The 20,540-nt window shown below is 45.3% G+C and carries 17 protein-coding genes; 8 read left to right on the forward strand and 9 right to left on the reverse strand.

Going from position 1 to position 20,540, the window contains the following annotated elements; translation table 11 throughout:
- Positions 1 to 237: 237 nt before the first annotated feature.
- From DCO56_RS04760 to DCO56_RS04785, 6 genes are all read left to right on the forward strand, one after another.
- Positions 238 to 4,344, forward strand: a complete 4,107-nt coding sequence (locus DCO56_RS04760; RefSeq protein ID WP_108632557.1) for a hybrid sensor histidine kinase/response regulator transcription factor — start codon at positions 238 to 240, stop codon at positions 4,342 to 4,344.
- 214 nt (positions 4,345 to 4,558) lie between these two features.
- Complete coding sequence (locus tag DCO56_RS04765; RefSeq protein WP_108632558.1) at positions 4,559 to 7,705, forward strand: SusC/RagA family TonB-linked outer membrane protein; 3,147 nt, start codon at positions 4,559 to 4,561, stop codon at positions 7,703 to 7,705.
- Positions 7,706 to 7,723: 18 nt separating this feature from the next.
- Complete coding sequence (locus DCO56_RS04770; protein WP_108632559.1) at positions 7,724 to 9,301, forward strand: RagB/SusD family nutrient uptake outer membrane protein; 1,578 nt, start codon at positions 7,724 to 7,726, stop codon at positions 9,299 to 9,301.
- 19 nt (positions 9,302 to 9,320) lie between these two features.
- The gene (locus DCO56_RS04775; RefSeq protein ID WP_245935777.1) at positions 9,321 to 10,376 is read left to right on the forward strand and encodes a cell shape determination protein CcmA; all 1,056 of its coding nucleotides are present in this window, start codon (positions 9,321 to 9,323) and stop codon (positions 10,374 to 10,376) included.
- A 94-nt stretch (positions 10,377 to 10,470) separates the two neighbouring features.
- Complete coding sequence (locus DCO56_RS04780) at positions 10,471 to 11,451, forward strand: glycoside hydrolase family 5 protein (RefSeq protein WP_245935778.1); 981 nt, start codon at positions 10,471 to 10,473, stop codon at positions 11,449 to 11,451.
- 3 nt (positions 11,452 to 11,454) lie between these two features.
- On the forward strand, positions 11,455 to 12,567 hold the full coding sequence (locus DCO56_RS04785) for a glycoside hydrolase family 26 protein (protein ID WP_108632562.1): 1,113 nt from the start codon (positions 11,455 to 11,457) through the stop codon (positions 12,565 to 12,567).
- A 102-nt stretch (positions 12,568 to 12,669) separates the two neighbouring features.
- On the opposite strand, the gene DCO56_RS29180 is transcribed toward DCO56_RS04785, so the two are convergent.
- The 3 genes from DCO56_RS29180 to DCO56_RS04790 form a co-directional block, all read right to left on the reverse strand.
- Positions 12,670 to 12,816, reverse strand: a complete 147-nt coding sequence (locus DCO56_RS29180; RefSeq protein ID WP_165306117.1) for a hypothetical protein — start codon at positions 12,814 to 12,816, stop codon at positions 12,670 to 12,672.
- Positions 12,817 to 12,921: 105 nt separating this feature from the next.
- Entirely contained in the window at positions 12,922 to 13,083 is a 162-nt protein-coding gene (locus DCO56_RS29185) for a hypothetical protein (RefSeq protein ID WP_165306116.1), read from the reverse strand.
- A 52-nt stretch (positions 13,084 to 13,135) separates the two neighbouring features.
- Complete coding sequence (locus tag DCO56_RS04790; RefSeq protein WP_108632563.1) at positions 13,136 to 14,692, reverse strand: fimbrillin family protein; 1,557 nt, start codon at positions 14,690 to 14,692, stop codon at positions 13,136 to 13,138.
- A 266-nt stretch (positions 14,693 to 14,958) separates the two neighbouring features.
- Between DCO56_RS04790 and DCO56_RS04795 the strand changes: the two genes are divergently transcribed.
- Entirely contained in the window at positions 14,959 to 15,591 is a 633-nt protein-coding gene (locus tag DCO56_RS04795; protein ID WP_108632564.1) for a response regulator transcription factor, read from the forward strand.
- Here the strand turns inward: DCO56_RS04795 and DCO56_RS04800 are convergent.
- Positions 15,560 to 17,581 (reverse strand): tetratricopeptide repeat-containing sensor histidine kinase, encoded by a 2,022-nt coding sequence (locus tag DCO56_RS04800; protein WP_181390455.1) that lies wholly within the window; start codon positions 17,579 to 17,581, stop codon positions 15,560 to 15,562. The genes DCO56_RS04795 and DCO56_RS04800 overlap by 32 nt on opposite strands.
- Before the next feature lie 331 nt (positions 17,582 to 17,912).
- Positions 17,913 to 18,020, reverse strand: a complete 108-nt coding sequence (locus DCO56_RS30030; RefSeq protein WP_394342609.1) for a helix-turn-helix transcriptional regulator — start codon at positions 18,018 to 18,020, stop codon at positions 17,913 to 17,915.
- Positions 18,021 to 18,092: 72 nt separating this feature from the next.
- On the opposite strand from DCO56_RS30030, the gene DCO56_RS04810 reads away from it, so the two are divergent.
- Positions 18,093 to 18,437 (forward strand): immunity protein YezG family protein, encoded by a 345-nt coding sequence (locus DCO56_RS04810; RefSeq protein ID WP_108632567.1) that lies wholly within the window; start codon positions 18,093 to 18,095, stop codon positions 18,435 to 18,437.
- A 76-nt stretch (positions 18,438 to 18,513) separates the two neighbouring features.
- On the opposite strand, the gene DCO56_RS04815 is transcribed toward DCO56_RS04810, so the two are convergent.
- Genes DCO56_RS04815 through DCO56_RS04830 form a run of 4 tightly spaced genes read right to left on the reverse strand, consistent with a single transcriptional unit; the run spans position 18,514 to position 20,484 of the window.
- Positions 18,514 to 18,972, reverse strand: coding sequence for a hypothetical protein (locus DCO56_RS04815; protein ID WP_146190976.1), 459 nt, complete (start codon positions 18,970 to 18,972; stop codon positions 18,514 to 18,516).
- Positions 18,973 to 18,985: 13 nt separating this feature from the next.
- Complete coding sequence (locus DCO56_RS04820; protein WP_108632569.1) at positions 18,986 to 19,576, reverse strand: CHAP domain-containing protein; 591 nt, start codon at positions 19,574 to 19,576, stop codon at positions 18,986 to 18,988.
- Positions 19,495 to 19,881: a hypothetical protein gene (locus tag DCO56_RS04825; protein WP_108632570.1), complete on the reverse strand. Its 387-nt coding sequence runs from the start codon at positions 19,879 to 19,881 to the stop codon at positions 19,495 to 19,497. The genes DCO56_RS04820 and DCO56_RS04825 overlap by 82 nt, the downstream gene beginning before the upstream one ends.
- Before the next feature lie 42 nt (positions 19,882 to 19,923).
- Entirely contained in the window at positions 19,924 to 20,484 is a 561-nt protein-coding gene (locus tag DCO56_RS04830) for a DUF6266 family protein (RefSeq protein ID WP_108632571.1), read from the reverse strand.
- Positions 20,485 to 20,540: the final 56 nt, after the last annotated feature.

Below are 20,540 nucleotides of genomic sequence, written 5' to 3' on the forward strand. Positions count from 1 at the left end.
TAAACAAAGCCGGTCTTTGTTTAACAGAAGTTCAGCCTTTGGACAATAATGCTTAATCAATCCCCTACCGGTACGCCGCGTGATCGCCTCTTGCAGATCCTCCTCACGGTAGTCATGTTTGCTTCCCGAATAAATGGGCTTGAGATAAAATTAACTTAAAGTTTTTTCGGCACAAAATAAATAGTAATTTCAGCCCTACAACCGATTATTCGAAATTGCGTGGATAAAATCAATATAATGCAGCGATGTTTATGTTTTCTGATAGCTTGTCTGATCACCATACAACTAACTGCACAAACCATACCCATTGCTCGTTTCAGCCATTTGACCACAGCGGAGGGCCTATCACAAAGCACCGTCACCTGCATCCTAAAAGATAAATATGGCTTTATGTGGTTTGGTACCATGGATGGCCTCAATAAATATGACGGTTACCAGTTTAAAATCTATAGAACCAAACAAAACAATAAGAAAAGTCTTCCTAACAACCAGATAAAATCACTGTACGAAGACCCACATGGCGAACTTTGGATCGGGACAATGGGTGGCGGCTTGGCCCGTTATGATCGGGACAATGATTCTTTTGAGCATGTCATAAAACCCCAAATCGGAAATAACAGCATTGATGTGAGCGTCAATGCCATTCTGGAAGATAGCAAAGGAAACTTTTGGGTAGGGACTTATGCCGATCTCTATTCAATGGACAAAAAGACAGGCCATCTGACCCGCTACCAGTTCAGAGATACCAAGGGGCGTGCTATCACAGCTGTTGTTACTTCCATATTTGAAGATGACAGGCGAAATCTATGGGTAGGAACGGAAAACGGCCTTATCCTATTGAACAAAGAAACCCAGCGCAGCACTTATTTCACTTCTACAGGCGCCCGGGGCGCACTGAGCAATAACAAGATCAATGTAATAACACAGGATGGAGACGGGTATTTATGGGTAGGGACGTATGGTGGCTTGAACCGGTTTGATTACCGTACCAATACATTTACCACTTACAGAAAAGAACAAGGCAACAGCAAAGCAATAAGCAATAATGTTGTACTTTCAATCGTTCCCGGCGGTGAGCATAAACTCTGGGTAGGCACCGAAGAAGCATTAGAATTATTCGATTGCCAAACCGGACATTTCACACATTATCAGAACAATTTCGCCGACGAGGAAAGCCTGAACCATAATTCGATATACGCGCTTTTATTGGACAAGGAAGGGATCCTATGGATAGGAACATTTGCCGGAGGGATCAATAAATATGACCTGAATCATACTTATTTCCAGGTTTTTAAAAATTTTCACGTCACATCAGGTCAGAGTACAAGCACCATTACTTCATTCGCCGAACAAGCTGACGGAGATATATGGGTGGGTTCGGACGGTGGATCACTCAATCTTTGGAAACGGGCAACAAATGAATTTATCCACTGGGATCCCAATGATAAAATGGGATTAAATTCATTCTCCGTACTCTCTTTACTGACGACAAGAGATAAAAAAAGTCTATGGATCGGAACCTATGAACGCGGGCTTAAAAGACTGGACCTGAGCACAGGTACATTTAGCCATTTCTATAGCGGTAAGGGACCGCTCCAGTTGAGCAACAATACGATTTATGCGCTGACAGAAGATCGACAGGGTAATATTTGGCTTGGAACCAATGGCGGCGGAGTCAACATTATACAGAAAAATACACCGGAGATCAGGAAACATCGAGCCGATGGACAGGCCCATGCACTAAATAACAACTATATTCGGGCATTTTATGAAGATGACAATGGCGATATGTGGATCGCAACCTATGGGGGTGGCATCAATATCTATCATCCGGCGGACAACCGTTTCACCTGTTACAACAGAGCAAACAGTAATCTCCAGAGTGATATCATCAATACCATTTATGGCGATTCTGACCGCAACATCTGGATCGGTACGATTGACGGGGGCTTACACCGTTTTGATAGACAGCGCAAGACATTTGTCAATTATCGTGAAGAACAGGGCCTGCCCAGCAATGTGATCAACAGTATTGTTGAAGACAATAATAGACATTTATGGATCAGCACGAACAATGGGGTAAGCCAGTACAGTCTGGATCAGCATACTTTTTCAAACTATAACCGCTATAATGGATTACAAGGAAAAGAATTCCTCGCAGGCGCAGATCTCAAAACGAGCAAAGGGGAAATTCTGTTTGGTGGCAACAACGGATTTAATGTTCTTCATATGGCTAATATCCGGCGAAATGTACATGCTCCTCCGGTCATATTTACCGATTTCCAGCTATTTAACAGACCTGTTGTGATAGGAGCCGAAAACTCTCCACTGACGCGCAATATCAACGAGACCAAAGAACTGGTGCTGGACTATGATCAAACTGTATTCACCATTGAATTTGCGGCGCTCGGGTACACCATTCCCGAACAGAATCAATATGCTTATCTACTGGAAGGGTTTGACAAAGAGTGGAACTATGTAGGCAATAACCGAAGAGCTACGTACACCAATCTGGATGCAGGCACATACACGTTTAAAGTAAGGGCCGCCAACAGCGACGGGATATGGAACTCCAAGGAGGCGATATTGAAAATTGTCGTTGCTCCCCCTTTTTGGCGGACCGCCTGGGCATATTGCCTATATGGGCTGATCACCGCTGTTATACTCTACCTGCTTTTTCTGGAAATAAAATCAAGGGAAAAGCTCAAAAATGATGTGCTTTTAGAGCGATTAGCCGCGAAGAAGAATGAAGAGATCAATGCGATAAAGGTCAATTTCTTTACCAATATCTCACATGAATTACGCACTCCCCTTTCATTGATCCTGGATCCGCTTCGAAAAATCATCCATCAGGACATCAGCATGGATCAGGTGAAGACCTACAGCAGGCTCGTGTACAAAAATGCAGACCGCTTGCTCAACCTGGTCAATCAGCTCCTGGATTTTAGACGGCTGGAAAATGGGGCTGCGTCATTCAAAGCGCATACCGTAAACGTGGTCGAATTGATCAACGAAATATGCGAAGCTTTTAAAGAACGTGCCCAGGTACGGGAGATAGACTTTTCTACCCGCTATGCCAGCCCAGTAATACGGCTTTCCATTGATGAAGATAAGTTTGAGAAAATTCTTTCCAATCTGCTTTCCAATGCATTTAAATTTACACCGAACGGAGGAAAGATCGAAGTTGCGGTAGAACGAAGCGAAACTGTCGTCGAAATCCACGTCATCGATAATGGCATTGGAATTCCGGAATCGGACAGGGAACGTATTTTTGAAATATTCTACAAAGTAGATGGGGTACATCCTTATGAAAACAAGTCATCCGGCATCGGTCTGGCTTTGACCAAGGAGCTTGTCGAATTGCACGGCGGAAAAATAACCGTTCAAAGCGAGGTCGGCCGGGGCTCGGACTTTACCGTCCATCTAGCTACCCAAGGCACGATATTGCAGGATAAGGACGATGCTTTTGTCGCGCGGTATGAAGAATTGCTGTCGCCCCTGTTCCGTCAGGAAACAGAACAGATACAGGCTAGCGAAACAGATACTCATCTGAAAGAAGACCGGCCGATCGTGCTGTTGATTGAGGATAATCCCGACCTACAGGCCTATATCCGTCACGAGCTGTCGGCATATTTTGAAATTCTGAGCGCCACCAATGGACTTGACGGTCTGGAACTCGCCAGACAGTCTGTTCCTGACCTGGTAGTCAGCGATATTATGATGCCCAAAATGAATGGTTTGCAGGTCTGTCAGGAACTCAAAGCAGATGAACGCACCAGCCACATTCCGATTGTTTTACTGACGGCCAAGCAGACCGACGACAATAAGATCGAAGGGTATACACATGGTGCGGATGCCTACATTCCAAAGCCCTTTGCGATGGATCTATTGATTGCACGCATCACTAACCTGCTCCTTTCAAGAAGAAAATTACGGGAGCTATTTGACAGCACACACAGACAGGATACCTCCGGAAAATTACCGGAGCTGAACAACCTTGGCGCGATCGACCGTGACTTTTTGCAGAAAGTAGAACATCTGGTGGAAGAAAATCTGAACAATAAAGGATTTAATGTTGATCTGTTAGCTGAGCTGCTTCATATGAGCAGACGCCAGCTATACCGCAAGATAAAAGCCCTGACAAATCAGGGCGTACAGGAATACATATTGGGCGTCAGTCTCAAACACGCCCGCAATATGCTGCTCACAGGTAAATACACCATAGCCGAAATCGCCTATAGGGTCGGTTTCTCAGAACCCTCAAATTTTAGCAGGTCATTTTCCAAATATTTTGGGATGAGTCCCAAAAACTACCTTGAATGGGCTGAAAAGCAAAATAATTAGCTTTTTGGCATTCGCTGATATGCTTTTGGCACGCAGTGATAATTACATTTTTCACATTTAAGTCTAATATTGCCTATTGACAGTCTGGCGTCCGGTCGGGCAGCTTAAGGCATAACTAATTATAGTGTGAATGGGAAAAAAACGTAAACAGTATTGTACATGATCAGATCTGTACGCCAATTATTTTATCAAAAATTTAAATAACCAATTTTATATGATCTCAAAGTTATTATCTAAGCCGATCGGTCTGGTCTGGCTTGTGAGTGCGCCTGCCTTGCTAACGGCGCAGGTTGCAAATAAAAAAGTGGATGGCATCGTCAAGAATGAGTCAGGTTTGGTATTGTCCGGCGTGTCGGTCAAAGTAAAAGACGGGACGGCCACCGCTGTGACCGATCGCTTCGGTCATTATCAGATCAACGCTGCTCCTACAGACGTACTGATATTCTCCTATATCGGTATGCAGACATCGCAAGTACCTGTCGGAAATCAGGCATTGGTCAATGTCACCCTGACTGCTGCTGCTACGCAGCTAGAAGATGTCGTCGTGGTGGGCTACGGTACCATGAGGCGTGCCGACGTCACCTCTTCGATCTCTTCCGTAAGTGCAGAAGCCATAAAGGACCTGCCTGTTGCAGGTGCCGATCAAATGTTGCAGGGGAAAGTCGCCGGGGTAAGTGTGTCGGCTAATGGTGGCCAGCCCGGCGGAGGAATATCCGTACGCGTAAGGGGGCTGACTTCCATCAATGGAAACGAACCGCTCTATGTGATAGACGGTATTATTGTCCCTACCGGAAAGAGCTCCATTGCACAGGATAAACTTGGCGGAATGGCCGGATCTACCTCCCAAAGTGGAATTGCAGGGATTAACCCCAATGATATTGAAAAAATAGATATCCTCAAGGATGCTTCCGCGCAGGCCATCTATGGTTCACGTGGCGCCAATGGCGTAGTACTGATTACCACAAAACGCGGAAAAGCCGGTGAAGGAAAAGTAAGCTATGATATGTATTATGGCGAGTCAAAAGTCCCTACCCGCCTTGATCTGATGAACTTAAGCCAGTTTGCACAATATAACAATCAGGTATTGCAGGAAATCAGTACCGTTACCGGAAATCCCTATGTACCTATCGGAGAATATCAGCGTCCGGAAGTCCTGGGAGAAGGGACCAACTGGCAAGATGCCATCTTTCAGAAAGGCAAGATGCAGAATCATCAATTAAGTTTTTCGGGAGGAAGTGAAAAGACGACCTATTATTTGGGTTTAAATTACTTTAAACAGGACGGTACGATCATCAACTCCGGATTTGACAGGTTGTCCCTGCGGTTTAACCTTGACCACCAGATCAAAAGCTGGCTGAAGGTCGGTATCAGCAGCAGTACCGCCCGCACCAATCAAAAAACCACATTGACCAACGGATCTGATGCCATCGTCAACGTTGCCGCTTTCAATAGTCCAGCCGCCCCGGTCTTTGGACTGAACGGCGATTTTGCACCACCGGTATCCATAGGAGGCTATGCTTTTGGCAACCCCGTCAATCCTGTGGCATTGGCGCAGCTGCGTCAAAATACAGGCGATCAGTTCAAAGCCTTTGGAAGTGTCTACGGAGAGTTGATTTTCACCAAGTTTTTAACCATGCGAAATGAGATCAACTATGACGTTACAAATGATAATAACATGTCCTTCCAGCCCTCCCTTTCCTCGGGCGGAACGACAATACTCGCGCCAAGTAAAATCGTCGAACAACGCAATCCCAGCTACTACTGGGCATTAAGGAATTACCTGAATTACAACCAATCCTTTGGTCAACATAACATCAATGCACAGATCGGACATGAAGCCCAGGCCTCCTATTATGACAATATATTGGCTTCACGGCAAAATCTGGCCCTCAATATACCGTCTATTGCAGCAGGCGAACAGGAAAATCAGGTCATCGAAGGAGGCAAAGGAGACTGGGCCATGGAGTCCTATTTCCTGCGGGCCGGTTACGCCTATGACAACCGCTACTCTGTTAACCTCTCCCTGAGACGTGACGGCTCCTCCAACTTTGGACCGGACCGCAAGCTAGGCTACTTCCCTGCGGCCTCCGTGGGATGGACAGTTACAAATGAAAAGTTTGCCAAAAATCTCAAGGTATTGAATTACCTGAAAGTACGTGCCGGAGTCGGAGCTGTGGGCAGTTCAAATGTCGGCGGGGCAAGCTATGCAACCAATATCCGTCTATTCGCCACCGGCCCCTTTGGCGCGGGCGGCATACCCGACAATGTCGGCAATCCGGCACTCGGCTGGGAATCTGTCACTACCTACAACGGTGGATTTGATGCCGGTTTCCTCAATGGACGTCTGGATGTCACCTTCGATATCTATAAAAAGATCACCTCTGACATGCTTATGGCAACCCGGCTGCCCAAATATACAGGCATAGGGACAGAATGGAATGATATCAAATCGCCCAATGTCAATGCAGGCCGGATGACAAACACCGGATTTGACATCGGTATATCTTCTACCAATATCAATAAAAATGGTTTCACATGGAAAACAAACCTCGTGCTATCCCATTATAAAAATCGTCTGGACAAACTAAACAGCGAGCAGGCTGACTTGATGCGTTATACCGAATATAGCAATGCCGTTATCCTGACCCGTACCGTTCCGGGAGGACCTATTGGCCGCTTTTATGGATTTATATCCGATGGTTTGTTCACTTCCGAAGATGACCTGCACAACCATGCGAATCAAGGCCAAGCTATTGGTGCAAAAGGCTTATGGCTGGGCGATGTCAAATATCGCGATCTCGACGGCAATAATGTCATCAATGATGGAGACATGACCTATATAGGAGATCCTAATCCAAACTTTACTTTCGGATTGACCAACTCGCTCAAATATAAAGGATTTGACTTATCTGTTTTCCTGCAAGGATCTCAGGGTAATGATATCCTGAATTATACCAAGAGATCACTGGAAACACCGGTCAATGTATACTGGAATCAATTGCAGACCTCCTTGACAGACCGCTACTCCGAATTGTTCAATACCAATGGAACGGTACCGCGGTACAATCAGTGGCATCAGGATAATAAACGCGTGTCGAGCCGTTTTGTCGAAGATGGTTCATACCTACGGATACAAAATATTACCCTCGGCTATAATTTGCCCGCAGCCTGGATCAACAGAATCAAAATGCAGGCCGCACGGATTTATATCTCAGGACAGAATATCTACACCTTTACAAAATACAGCGGATACGATCCTGAATTGGGCTCTTACAACAATGACGCGCTGATGCAGAATATTGACCTGGGCAATTATCCCAATCCGAGAACCTTTACGATCGGTGCTAATATAACTTTTTAAACCATTGAACAAGACATTATGAAGACAAAACTGATATACACAATAATTGGCAGCCTATTGTTTTTGGGATCCTGTAAAAAAAGTTTTCTGGACAGGCCTTCACAGAATAATCCAACGTTGGATACCTATTATAATTCCGATGCCGAAGTAAGGGGCGCAACCGGCTATCTGTACAATACCGTATGGTATGATTACCAGGATAAAGCCTTCCATGCCATCGGTGAGGTGCTGTCGGGCAATATGTACACCGGTGATCCCGTTTACAATACCTTCTTGAATTTTACGGTCTCCGGAACCGACGAACAGGTGAGCCGTTCCTGGTATTCCTTTTATAAAGTAGCAGGAAACGCTACTGTGCTGATCAACACCTTTGAAGAAAAAATGAGCAAAGGCGGTGATCCCTCCTATCTCACGCAGGGCATTGCGGAAGCAAAGTTTATCCGGGCGGTCGCTTATTTTTATCTGGCCCGGGTCTTTAAGGATGTTCCCATCGTCACCGACCCGGTCGCAATGGCCACGACGGGCAACTTTAATACACCACGGTATCTGCAAGCCGATGTCATTAAGTTTGCCTTGGATGATATGGCTTTTGCAGAGGCCAACCTGAAAGATAACGATACTCCTGGACGAGTGACCAAGCTATCGGCTACGGGCATGATGGCCAAAATGTATCTCTACTTAAAAGACTACGAAAATGCGCGAAAGAAGGCGGAAACGGTCATCAACGCTAAAAAATACAGCCTATATCCCGATTATGGGAAGATGTTTACCGATCAGAGTGCCAATAATAATTCCGAGAGCCTCTTTGCCCTACAATGGGTAGCATCAGGGGGATACGGTGTAGGCAATCCTATCCAGGCCTATGTAGGTCCCGAGCCATTATTGAAAGAAACCACCGGAGCCGGATGGTCCGCTATTATCCCGTCAATCGACCTATTGGACAGCTATGAAGTGGGCGATAAGCGCAAAGGCTGGTCCATTATGGAGCAGGGATTTCATCGGGATGACTGGAAAAATTCGGCCTTTCCGAACGGCTTTACCTATGATACCACATGGACAAGCTCCAATGACAATGCACGGAAGATAAAAACAGGTACCCGTTCCAATGCGCTGAAATACGTGGTCGGTCCGGGCGGCGGCGGTCAGGATGTTAATGGTACCTCTACGAGCATCTGTACCTACATCTTGCGCTACGCCGATGTATTACTGATCTATGCAGAGGCCGTATTGGCTGATCAGGCGCAGAGTACGGATGCAAAAGCACTGGCCGCTGTCAATGACGTAAGACACCGCGCCGGACTGGGTACCTCACGCGACCTGACCGTATTGACCCCAGCGAATATATTACATGAGCGACGGGTAGAATTTGCATTTGAGGGAGATTATTGGTTTGACATTCAACGCCAAGGATTTACGAAGGCCAAACAGCTGGTGGAAGCGCAGGAAAGAGGCACCTATAGTGCCCTGGGCAAACCATTGGTGGATCACCTCAGCGTGACGCTCAGCAGTGAAAGCAAGTTATATCTTCCGATCCCGACAACCGAGGTGGTCAACAATCCAGAGCTGGCCAAACCCGCCGTTCCTTATAAACCTTAATATGATAATGAAAAAAATTATGAAGACCTTATATCACTACGTCTGCATCCTCGCAATAGCCTGCTTTGCATTTGTTTCCTGTAAAAAAGACGATAAGCTGTCACCATCAGGAAATCCCCAGGCTGATCCATTGGAAGTAACATCCGGTGCTCCGGGTACGGTAATCGTACTGACCGGCCAGGGGCTTGCGGGCATGAAATCCATTATTTTTGAAACGGGAAATGTTCCTGCCGGCTTCAATCCAGCTTTTAACAATGACCATGCGTTGGTATTCCGTGTACCGGACACAGCGGCAGCAGGACAGCAGGACATCATCCTGACCAATATGTTGGACAAGCAATTACGGGTTCCCTTCAATGTCACACCGCTACCTTCCGTTGCCACAGTTTCAGACTACAACTTTACCCCCGCGGTCACCCAGCTTACCCTGAACGGCAACTATTTAAATGATGTAACGGAGGTGACCCTGACCGGTACGGGTGCAAAGGCTAGCATCGTGAGCAAAAGTCAACGTCAGCTGGTGGTGACCCTACCGCAGACAGAAGTCAGCAGAACAAAACTCGATATCAGAAGCGAAGCCGGAGAAATTACGACAACGCAGGAGTTTGTCAACGTTGATCAGGCTTTCAGACTCTTTACCGATTCCTATCAAAATGGTTTTGAAGGCTGGGGCTGGGGAGCTGTAACAATTAGCACGGCAACCTTTAAGTCGGGAAATGCATCCTCAAAAATGGTTTACGGCAAAGGAGGCTGGTCTGCCAATGGCATGGCCAACTGGGGTGACGGCATGGCCAAGAATGCCGACTTAAAATTCCTTTCATTCTGGATCAAAGGCGGTTCGCAGGACTATACACTTTATCTTACCAGCGACGGGCGCACTGCGGGCTTTGGAAATGCCGACAGATCAACTCCCATCCGTGTGCCGGCAGACGTATGGACCTATGTCCGCCTGGATCTCGCGGATATCGGTCTATGGAGCAAAGGCAATGCCTTCAAACAGCTCGGCCTCTGGATCGAGGGCCCTGATGCACAGGATGAAACGTTCTATTTAGACGACGTTATTTTCTTTAAATAGCAGGTCAATATCACTATTGCAGCGGCATTTGGTCCCGATCAAATGCCGCTCAGTAAAAATTGTCGATTATTCGGCGAGCTAGCACCCCTTACAAATGATGAAGCATATAAGAATTTTTACGGTAGCAGTGATCCTGTGCCTGCTCCATAACAGCGTAATTTCCCAGACCGTAGTACAGAGGCATGGAAGCCTCAGTATAAAACAAGGAAAAATAGTAGACCAACACGACAAGATCGTCCAATTGCGAGGCATCAGTTTCTCCTGGAGTATATGGGGCGGCAAAAAGTACTATACCCCAGAAATCGTTGACCGGCTGGTCGAGGATTTTAATGTCAATTTGATCCGTGTTGCGCTGGCCGTGGAACCGGACGGTGGCTATCTGCAATCTCCCGAAGAGCAATTCACACTGATCAAGAACGTAGTAGACCGGGCATTGCAGCGTGGCATCTATGTCCTGATAGACTGGCACGACCACCATGCGGACCGAAATATCAATCAGGCAAAAGCTTTCTTTACCCGGATGGCACAGCAGTATCCGGATCATCCACAACTTATTTATGAGATCTGGAATGAACCCGAAAGAACGAGCTGGCAAGTGGTCAAGTCCTATGCTGTGGAGCTGATCCATACGATCCGCAAGGATGCCAAAAACAATATTATTGTCGTCGGATCTCCGCATTGGGATCAAGATGTGGATAGTGTGGCCAATGATCGGATTCAGGGCTTTAATAACATTGCATATTCTTTTCATTTCTATGCGAGCGATCCGAATCATCAGGAGCAGCTGAGAGACCGTGCTCAGAAAGCAATCGGGCAACAATTGCCTTTGTTCGTTACCGAATGGGGCGTAGGAGAAGCCGATGGCAATGGCCAGTTTGATCTGAAAAAGACGAAGATCTGGCTCGATTGGATGGAAAACAATCAACTCAGCTGGGCAAACTGGAATCTGACGGATAAGGACGAAACAACCGCTTTGCTTAAACCGATGGCTCCCCTGCATGGCCATTGGAAGAAACAGCATCTTACCCCGGCGGGGCAATACATCAAGGCGCAATTGAGAACACTTAACCCCTGAAGCATGAGAATCCTCCTATTTGTTAATTTACTCATGCTGGGGCTGCAGAGCTGGGGACAGCGGCAGCTGATTGATAAAAATGCAACGGTTCAAACACAGGCGCTGTATAAAAACCTTAAAAGATGGGCCGGCAGTCATGTATTGTTCGGCCATCAGGATGCCACAGCCTACGGACATGGGTGGCAGGGCGATAAAGACCGATCGGATGTAAAATCGGTCACTGGTTCACATCCCGCTGTCATCGGCTTCGACTTTATGGGTTTTTCAGGGCAATCTACCAAAGCCATTTCCGATAATCAGCAGATGCTCCTGCAACAGGTCAGCGATACATACAACCGTGGAGGCATTACGACCATTTGCTGGCATTTTAACAATCCGGTTTCCAATGATGGTTTTTACTGGAACGACTCCACATCCATAGCGGCGATGGCCGCCATTAAACCGGGCGGCACACATCACCGGCACTATAAAAAACTGCTAAAATCCATAGCGGCATTTGCACATCAAGCCAAGGGACAGGACGGAGCAGCAATACCTATTATTTTTCGTCCTTTCCACGAATTTGACGGAGACTGGTTCTGGTGGGGGAAAAAATATACCTCGCGCGAAGATTTTATAGCCGTCTGGCGATTTACGGTAAGTTATCTTCGGGATCAATTGAAGGTACATAACTTTATTTATGCCTTTTCGCCCGACTGTCAATTTAATTCCGAGCAGGATTTTTTGGAACGCTACCCGGGCAGTGACTGGGTAGATATCGTTGGAATGGATAATTACGCAGATTTTGGCCGCGATGGCCATTATGATCTACCGGCAGCGGTCCATAAACTCAAAATCTTAAGTTCCTTTGCGGAAAAGAACGGTAAAATTGCCGCATTAACCGAAACAGGTCTGGAATCCATTCCCCATCCGCAATGGTGGAACGATGTATTGCTGAAAGTGCTAAAAACAGCGGGTGTTAACATGGCCTATGTATTGGTATGGCGCAATGATAAGGAAAGTCCGGCACACTATTATGCCCCTTTTCCCGGGCAGGCCAGTGCGGCAGACTTCCTAAAATTTTATCAGGATCCATTTACCTTATTCGAAAAAGATCTAAAACAACCCTATCAATAAGTCCAATAAACAAAGAGGGCTATTTGCGCATAAAATCAGATAAGATTTTTTTGCTTAACCTAAAAAAATGCTAGCCCCCGGATGTCAAGGGCTAGCATTTTTTTAAAACTTCAACACATAACTTTTCCCCACTTGTGTACGGATTGTTTTCACTTGATCCTTATACTTGAGTTTGCAGGTTCCTCCTTTCCGGGCAAGCAGTTTTACCTCTTTTAACTGCCCCTTGTCCCAAGTAAAAAGGTCGGACATAACGACTATTGCTTACAATACGATGAGCATTGAATGTGGTTTAAAAAAAAGACTGGCCCCGCAAAATACCGGGCCAGTCTTCAGAACCATAGCACGACACTAACTTTACCAGTTGATCAGTCTATTGTCGTCATCGGCTTTATCCCAGGATTCCTGCGGATCGTTGGTCGTGTTTGCCGCCGAACCTGCGGCGATGCCCTGCTCCAATATTACTTCCATTGTTTCAATGCGTGGACTTATATAAATTTTTCGTTCTATATTTTTCATGATCTGATCAATTTTTCATTGTTTTTACTAACGGACTTAATTCTATCGGGAGTTATGGACAAGCAATCTTTTTTCTACCGCTTCCGGCGCCGACCATTTTCGTCGCTCCCTGTACTATCTGCGTAATTTTTACCGTATTGGATGTAGAGTTCCATGGCACGGTGTTGAAAGAACCCAGTGTCAGCTCCAACGGATATAATGCTCCGCCATTGCTTTTGCTGCCATACATGGATACCTCACCGGAGCGGCTTATGACCACGCGGATAACCGGATTGGCTGCAGTACCGGTCAAGCTGTAGACCTGGGGCACTGTGCCTCCTTCCGTATTGGTTCCACCATAAAGACTTCCGTCCGCAAAACGTACATTACGCGGTGCAATGGCAATGCCTGCCTCAAACTGAATCTCCTGTGTCGCCAATTTTTGGCCATTTACTTCCATATTAAAGGAATTATCCAGTTGCTGAATATCAAACACAAATCCATAATCAGCACCGGGCGCAGTTAACTCTTTGGTCACTACATATCCGGCTGGCCGCGTCACTCCATCGACAATGGCACCTGATCCCGAAGCCGGATAGGTCCAGTTTAGATCAGCTCCGCCAGTCACTGGTTGTGTACAGGTTTTGAAGTTCAGGTTGAGGTTATACCGTTGGCCCGGTACGATGTTTAAACCTCCCACAGATACATTGTTTTTTGTTTCGCCATCAATGGTAATCGTTCCAAACTTAAAAACTCCGTTTGTTGCCCCCGGATGGATCAACAGTGTCGGTGTACTAGAGACCGTACGTAGGCCGGCCCCCAATGTGGGGAATACAACATTAGCCGTCGTGGTAGATCCATTGTAGGTAATTGTACCGTCAGCCAGTTTTAGATTTGCGCCTGGATGTGTGGGGTCAATCGTCGTCGTTCCCAGAGCGGTAATGGCCCCCGTCATTTCAGTCGCCATGCTCAGGTTGGTCGTGACTTCACTGTACTTATGTTTGAGGATCACATCCAGGTTGTTATCTCCCGAGTGGACCGTTAGATCTTTCCTGAAATACATCAGATCGGCACTGACGTTGTCCAAGCTTGCATTGGCAAGATCTGCCTGTGCTGTTACCGCAGGAACTGTCGCGGTACTATTGACCGAATAGGCCACAAAAGTATAGGTCTGTTCTGCATCCAACGCGATCGCAGCCGTATTGTCGACTGAATTGGTATAGGTCTTTTCGGTCACATAATCACCTGCGGCATTGTACACCACGACTTTATACTTGATGTTATCCGCCAATGGTGTCCGCTCTTCGGTCGTCGCAGCACGGCTACCGGACGATGCCCGCAACAGGCTGCCATTTGTCACGGACGGCTCGCTGGTCAATGTGGCTTCAAAAGAACTTGAATTTGTCAAGGGGATCACCACCGTCTGGGCGGACGCAGCGCTGCCACCCTTACCTGCTTTTTTGGTGGTGACGACAGGGTTTTCTACGCCGAGTAACTGAATACTCACGCTGGCTTTGCCGCTTGCCGCTACACTGTCCTTGCTTTCTTTACAGGAATAAATGGTTGTACAGGCTAAGGCTGCAAAGGACAACATTCCCACGCTGCCAATACTTCTAAATTTCGATTTCATGTTAATTAACATTGATTTGAGACTATTTACTTTTCTACTTATTCTATGCGTCAACCGTACGTAAAGAGATGTCCGGGAATTTGCCGCAAATCAACTACAAACAAATGCGATTATCAATTAACAGGTGGTCGGATAGCAAATTTTTGCTATGCTTTTAGAACCATATAACAAATTTTTGCTACGAAAACAACACGATAAATCAGCAGTAAATAAAAAGAAATGTCAATTAAATAGGTAACTTTGGATTCCTGAACTCAAAATGCGCTATGTTGACAAATGATTCACAACTTGCTGTTATCTTAGATGATCATGGTCTATTTGCCACATCTTTTTCCTTACTTTTAGAAAAGTACGGGCTCTTTCATTTTGTAAAATCATTTGACCGTAAGGATGACTTCCTGCGGTTTTTAGCATCATCAGGTACCCAAAAAATCTATATTTTTTTAGATTACTACCTATCAGAAGAAACTGGGCTTTCCCTCTTGCCTGAAATAGACCGGTTGAATAAAGATGCGAAGACGATTTTTTTGACCAGCGCGCTCTCGCCACTGCTTATTCAAACATTGAAAAATTATAATCCCGATGGAATTTTAAGTAAGTCCTGCAATCTTGACACCTTAAAATCATGCCTTGCTTCGGTCCGCTTAGATCAGCATTTTATTGATCCGTTTTTTGAAAAGCTGCTTGAAAACCATCAGTCCACCGCTGTCAGATTTACACCGCGCGAAATTGAACTTTTAAAACATTTCGCCCGTGGAGATACCATTGCCAAAACAGCCGAAAAATTATTTTTGAGTTCCCACACCGTCGTGGCCCACAGAAGGAAAATGATGGCCAAGATAAACTGCCAGTCCATCACACAATTAATTACATTTGCCCGGGAACACGAAGTGATCTAATATCTTGTATATGTCGTCCATCGGTAGGCCGGTCCAGTTCAAATCGGACAATGGATCCCTGCCCTTCCCGGCTCTCGATTAAAAGTTCACTGTGACTTAGTCCCAGATAATAACGGCAGAGCTGCAGTCCGATACCATACCCTTTTTCATTTTTTGTTCCCCGGTGGCTGACAGGTTCAGTGACAGTGGATAAATTTTCCTGCACCTGTCGGGACATCCCCACCCCCGTATCAATGACACTAAACGTAATACGATTGTTCTGATCGTTTACCGCTGCCCTTAACGTGATCTGATTATCCGGTTTACAGAATTTGATCGCATTGTCAACCAGATTGCGAAGAATAATCATGACGACCTCGGCATCAGCCAGCGCCTTCAGGCCCTCGTCACATTCCATCAGCAATTTAATTTTCTTTTCCTCCAGACGTTTTATGTATATACCATGAATCTGCAGAAAAATATCCATGACATCAAATTCTCTTATGACCAGATCCGATGCGTGCAGATGTTGATTGACCCAGAGCAGCAAGTTTTCAATTAGATTGATCGTTGAATCAAATTCCTCACTATTGGAGGAAAGTAATTTTTTAATTTCCTCCGGCGGCACAAGTCCATCCCTGATCAGCATGAGGATACGGTTTAAATTATTGATCGGGGCGCGCACATCATGCGTCACCAACGCTAAAAGAGACTTTTTGAAATTATCCGATTCTTCCAATAAGGCATGCTGCTCTTCAATAAATTCATTTGTATTGCGGAGCGCCTCGTTGGCTTTCCTTTTGTCTTTCACATTTTTCACCAACAGAACCGCAATGACCAACAACGAAACAATCAGCACGGTGGCCACCAGCAAAATGTAATTCCGTCGCAAAACTTTGGCACGATACAGGGATTCTAGCTCATTTTGTTGCTTTTTAAACTTAAATTCCTCTTCATTCCGTACCAGCTGTTCTTTGTTATCGGCACTATAGAGCGAGTCCGATGCGGATTTATATTCTTTATAAAAGAAAATTGCCCTGGATAGTTCCTGTTTTTTTTCCAGCATCGTACCAAGCCGGTTCGCAGCGCTTTGTATATAATACAACTGTTTATTCTGCTTGGCCAATTCATAACATAATTCTGAATAATGGATGGCCGCATCCACATGGTCCATACGCAGATAGCATGTGGCAAGATTGTCCAGCAATCTCAAATATTCGGTCTGCTCGCCCGTGGATTCAAGGGTGGCTTTGGCCTTCAGGTAGTAAGACAACGCATGATCCCAATCTTTCTTTTCCATATATAAAGACCCCAATGACTGGAGCGCGTTTCCGATGGCTTTGTAATTCTTATTTTTTTCAGCCAGGTTTAAAGATTGATCATACAGCTCTTTGGCATGTTGCAGATCATTTTTATGTAAATAGAGATGGCCGATATTTCCGAGAATAAAGGTTGACCGGGAGGAGTCGCCCAATGACTCGTACAGCCTGAGACTCTCCCTATAATATAAAATAGCGTTATCATCCTTGTGCTGGTAATGGTAGACCATTCCCATATTATGAATAGCGTGCGCCTTTATCAAGGGCAAATGGTAGCTATCGGCCAGTTCGATAGCCAGGTTTAACTGTTTGAGTGCCTCGGTATGGACACCCAGGGCAATATAAGGCATTGCCAGATTACTTAATATTTTGGCTTTCCGGCCATGGTCGTCCTCCTCCGTGGCAATCGATATGGCCTGATTATAATACGCAATGGCTTCACTGTACATCCCCTTCTCATAGGCCCCGATCCCAAGATTTCGGAATGCATCTATTTTTCCGGTCCTGTATTTGATGCTGTCACTCAGCGCAAGCGCTCTCCTGCCCAGTATCATGGTCGAATCCGGAGAACTGGACCAATGCGCATAAGCCTTCAAGTTGAGCCTATTCACTAATGCGGTATCCTGTAATCCAGCATCGGCATCACTTTTATGATCAGGAGAGAAACATGAAAAATTTAATACGATTAACATCAAGAGCGTTATTCTCCTGAATACATGACACTGTTTACCTTCCATTATAAATAGTAATATGAATGCTGTAATGCGTTTGGCTGACTTATTCCGCTCAAATTTAATCATTATTCCAACTTCATGAAATTATATTATCCTAAAGTTGACCGGCTTTGACATAAAAAGATATATACCAATACAAATTTTTCTAAATCTCATGTGAATACTACATACACTGTGCGAGCTCTATCCTATTTCAAGCCTTATAGCGACGACAAACGGACTACTTTAGGTAATTATGAGATCAAGCAGCTGACATTCAGGCCGAGCGCATCAGCCCCCATTGAAGCTGTTATATATATTTTTCTGCCTCCAAAGCATTGATAGTCTGTTTGCTGGCACCGACCAAGTCCGCCAATTGCGCTTGCGAATAATTTTTCATTAACCGATGTATCCTGATAGGTTTAAGTAATACAGCGAATAATCACTACATTTATATGAGATCAAAACATTGCCTCAAATTATTAAAGAGATGAAAACAATCGACGAAATATACCATGCTATTGCCGATAATATAAAAACTGTCATCGGAGAAGAATGGGGCTCTGCAGAGCTGAAAATAGAAACCATTGGGACTATGGTCAGTTTTACCGGCGAGTATGCGGATCTAACCATGGATAAAAAACAAATCAACGTGGATGAATTCGATTTCCAGCTGACATTTGACATTCTTGAACTTCACCGTATTACCACAGCAAATGAAAGCAACAAATGGAACAAGGCTACCGTCCATTTGACATCGGCAGGAAAGTTTAGTATGGAGTTTTCGTGGGATCAACGCTACTATGACGAAATAGATCGTTTATCAAAGCAATAAAATAGGCTAGGGAATTACGACCTAGCCTATAAAAAATACAATAAATCTAATGCCTAAGGTAATTGGACAACCATTGTCAGGGCAAGAAGGTTTTGAAAAATTTTCTAAATCTCCAGCCGAGCAGAAGAACGGTCGCTCCTATAAAAGTGATTAACCAAAGATTTGGGATCGTCCATGTGCTGCGTTTATCTCTGCTTGACCTTAACTCGGTTTGCACGTTCCTTTCACTAGCTTGGGAGGAAAGTCCACTTTTGAGGCGTGTAGTCACTTTCGATTCCAGCATAACAAGTTTTCCCTGTTGTCCGATGAATCCACTATCCGGATGAAAACGATAACTGCTATCCGTCCAAAAATACCAGCGGCGAGAAAGCGTATCCTGCCGGAAGGTATACAGCCGTTGGCGCAGTTCGGTATGCTGCCAGTCTATTTCAACTTCTTCTCGTTTATCGCGCTTTTTATGCTCATATAGCTTGCAGGAAATCAGGATAAGCAGCCCAATAGAGACACATAAAATTTTGATTCGCTTTATTTCCATAATCACCATCCTTTCAATCCAGCCAATTTGAAAACGCGTAAATAGCCGATACAGCGCGTCGCTTGGATACGACCCGATCCGCCACGTTTCCCTCCACGGTCAGTATCCAGTTCCGCTCGATCTTTCGAACGATGCCCACATGGTCAATACGCCTGAGCCTATGATTATAGATTGCAAAAAGATCTGCTGGTCGGACAGCATCCTCCTCGACCTGTTCCTTTTTATAGCGTCGAGCCATCGGAAATAGGGCCGGGCTCCAAGCATTTCGAGGTACCGGAAGTCCAGCCTGGCCGTAACACCATGAGACAAATGCCGCACACCAAGCATAGCCTTTTCCGAGGCCGGTATAAGCAAGGTATTCCTCGACACGCTTGCCATCATTATTTCCGGTGGCTTCACCGATGCCGATCTCCTGCACAGCGATATTCACAATGTTTTCGCGAAAATTTTCTGTTCGATCCGCCTGCCCAGGTCTGGCCCCCATAGCCATAGATCTGGGTTGATCTTCTGCCACTTCTCGCTCTATAGCAGAATTGCCAATACCGCCAAGAAAAAGAACAGCGAGAAAAAGAACACCGAAAAATAAAGAATACATTGTTGCCATGATGTCAATTGATTAAAGTGATAAGAAATATCCTGACGAAAGAACTTAAAAGGCTGCCAAAGAATTTCTTGCAGCCAGTAGCAGCAGTAGATTGCGAGCAACCCCGCCAAAATTCCGAATAGCAGCACGGACAATATGCCAATATCCAATACACCCGTAGTCGGATCTATGGCCTGGAGCAAAAGACCTGCTGAAATAAAAAATACAAGCAGACCAGCCAGCACAATGCCGAGCAGCTGTCTATTTGTTAGCGGCCAATAGATATCCTCGATATCGGAGGCCAGTTGTTTTTGTATTATTTTCATTGATTATTTAAATAAGTTCATCTATAATTCTATGGCTAGCAGCTATTCAAATAGCCCTAAGTATTGACTATTGGAAAAATTGGTTTTGTCTCTATCATGTACAATCAGGTACAGATGTACCGGCAGTTCTTCCATTCCTTCCGGTAGTTCCATTTGTAGTTTCCCCTGATGCCGAAGCACTGGTTCTTCATTGATCGCCGCCAGTTCATGCATTATAGCATAAGCACATAGAATAATACTGTCATCCCATTCATCGCATCTGACCTTGTCCGTTACCGGATCCCAAGCGAGCAGAATAGCTGCTCCCAGACGCTCAACGGAATAGACCCTCAGAGGAGTCTTCACGCCAGCACTCAGTTTCGCTTTTGCAGGGTCAACTTCAATATTGGGGTACGTACCGACCATGGCCCCCTGTAATATTGCGGACATCGCCCTGCCGATAGGCGTCTTTCTATTTTTATTCTTTCGCGATGTATAACCCATCTGTAGGATATAATTCACTGGGTTGAGAAATTTTCTTGCTTTGGTGAATTTCATGCGAACGGTTTCTGTTCCATTCGCAACAAAAGCCCTTCTTTCCTTTTGTTTCGTTAGTATTTTCATTTTATATATTATTAGTCCCTTTTTATACAAGCTTAAATCATCACAATGTACTATAG

Origin of the sequence: Sphingobacterium athyrii, assembly GCF_003071065.1 — a bacterium.
GTDB classification, from domain to species: domain Bacteria; phylum Bacteroidota; class Bacteroidia; order Sphingobacteriales; family Sphingobacteriaceae; genus Sphingobacterium; species Sphingobacterium athyrii.